General features: G+C 72.8%; 2 protein-coding genes. One reads left to right on the forward strand and one right to left on the reverse strand.

Annotated elements, in window-relative coordinates:
* On the reverse strand, positions 1–536 hold a 536-nt coding region (locus SSBG_RS13835), incomplete at its 3' end, for a serine/threonine-protein kinase (protein WP_008746738.1).
* 107 nt (positions 537–643) lie between these two features.
* Between SSBG_RS13835 and SSBG_RS13840 the strand changes: the two genes are divergently transcribed.
* The coding region (locus SSBG_RS13840) for an RNA polymerase sigma factor (protein ID WP_008746739.1) at positions 644–1,249 on the forward strand (606 nt) is incomplete at its 3' end.

Genomic DNA, 1,249 nt, shown 5'->3' on the forward strand with positions numbered 1-1,249 from the left:
CCGCGACGACGGTGAGGCCGGAGGAGGCGGGCGAGGTTCTTGGCGAGGCCGAGATCGGCGACGAGGACGCGTTCGGTGCCCGCGCGGACCGGTCCGGGGCCGCCGGGGCCCTTGAGCAGGACGTTCGACGGCTTGATGTCGCGGTGCACGATGTCCGCCGCGTGCAGCGCCGCGACGCCGGTCGCCGCGCCCGCCACGAGGCGCAGCGCCTCGGCGAGCGGCGGCGGCCCGGCCGTCAGCAGGTCCTCGACGGTCCCGGCGTCCGCGTACTCCATGACGAAGTAGGGCCGCTCGTCCTCCAGTTCCCCGATGTCGTAGACCTGCACGACGCCGCCGGAACCGGCCTGGCGCAGCAGCCGGGCCTCGCTCAGGAAACGTTCCCTGATGTCGAGGCGGCCGGCCCAGTTGTCGGCGAGGACCTTGACGGCCACGGGGGCTTGCAGGCGCTCGTCCTGGGCGAGCCAGACGACGGCGAAGGCGCCGGAGCCGAGCCTGCGCCGAACCAGGTACCGGCCGATCCGCTGAGGTGGGGACATGCTTTTTATGATGCCCAGATGCTTTCCGCCGCTCCGCGCCGCCTCCGTTCTTTTCGTCGCGGGATCACTTTTCCGCCGTCGGGGCACACTGGTACGGGGGTGAGGCGATGAGCGAGGGCGAGTCGTACACGTACGGGAACGGGACGGACACGGAGGCGCTGGCCTCGGCCGCGGCGGCCGGGGACGGGACGGCGCTGGACGCGCTGCTGCGGGCGGTCTCTCCGGAGGTGGTGCGCCGCTGCGGGCGGTTCCTGCTCCACCGCGAGGACGCGGAGGAGGCGGCGCAGGACGTGCTGCTCCAAGTCGCGCGGAACATCGGGCGGTTCGAGGGGCGCAGCAAGTTCAGCACGTGGCTGTACACGATCGTGGCGAACTGCGCGCGGCAGAAGTACCGCGAGCTCAAGCGGCGGGCCGCCGAGCAGCCGCTGCCCGCCGACGAGCACCAGCGGCCCGACCCGCGCACGACGAGCGTGATCGCGGGCTCGCGGCTCGACCTCCTGGAAGCGCTCGACCGGCTCGAAAGGGACAGCCCGCACCTGGTCGCGCCGCTGGTCTACCGGGACATCTGCGAGATGGAATACACGGAGATCTCGGAGCGGACCGGGATTCCGCTGGGCACGGTGAAGTCGCGGCTGCACCACGCGCGGCGGCAGGTACGGCCCTGGCTGGTGGTGGGCGACGGAAGCGGCGCGGTGGTGCGGGGCGACGCGGCG

The organism is Streptomyces sp. SPB074 (assembly GCF_000154905.1).
Taxonomy (GTDB): Bacteria; Actinomycetota; Actinomycetes; order Streptomycetales; family Streptomycetaceae; genus Streptomyces.